Origin of the sequence: Vibrio olivae, assembly GCF_042428525.1 — a bacterium.
Classification (GTDB): domain Bacteria; phylum Pseudomonadota; class Gammaproteobacteria; order Enterobacterales; family Vibrionaceae; genus Vibrio; species Vibrio olivae.
Window position 1 is genome coordinate 1 of sequence record NZ_JBHMEP010000067.1, and the last position, 697, is coordinate 697.

Below are 697 nucleotides of genomic sequence, written 5' to 3' on the forward strand. Positions count from 1 at the left end.
TTTCCCGGTCGATAAAATCCGCCTTTTTGATTATCTGTTTACGGTTTCCCCACGCAATCCACGCCGTAACAAAGGCGGATATTTCGATATTTACCCGGCTATCGTAACGGTGCGGGATTTGCACCGGGTCGGCGTTGATAAAATCGGCGGTTTCGTATTGTTCCGCCCAACGTTTCAAATTTTCGTTCAATGTATATGCCATTGTTTTTGCTATTAAGGGGGAACGGGAACCCGTCCCCCCGGTTAATTACTCCGTTTCGCTGTATTCCTCAATAATTAAATCGTCCTGTCCTCGCTTGACTTCCTCTATAAATCCTTGATACCCTTCTTTCCGGGCTAATTCGATAAGGGATTGCAGACGTTTTGCGCCCAAACTTTCGCCCCTCGCAATGCGGAATACCTTAACGGTCGGATTGCTTGCGATAATCAATTTTGCGGCAACCTCCATTATCTGACTATCCGACACTTTCCCGGCGACAAACGGCACACCGTTTAACTCCAACCCGTCGTCCGTGAACGTCAACCCGGCAATCGGCAATTCCGATTTCGCAATAAGGGTTTCCCGCTCTTTGAGCAAATCCGACAACTTTTTTTCGTGGGTTTGGGCGACCTTTTCGACGGCGTCCTTTTGCTTTTTCTTCGTCAGATAGTCCACAACCAACGCATTGATTTTGTTGTGTTCCTCGGCTTGTTTGAG

General features: G+C 47.8%; 2 protein-coding genes. Both read right to left on the reverse strand.

Annotated elements, in window-relative coordinates; all coding sequences use genetic code 11:
- Nucleotides 1-202: DUF2400 family protein (locus ACFFUV_RS23500; RefSeq protein ID WP_390198377.1), on the reverse strand; the 202-nt coding region annotated here is incomplete at its 3' end.
- A gap of 45 nt (nucleotides 203-247) precedes the next feature.
- Nucleotides 248-697, reverse strand: a 450-nt coding sequence (locus ACFFUV_RS23505; protein WP_390198379.1) for a hypothetical protein, incomplete at its 5' end; no start/stop codon positions are given.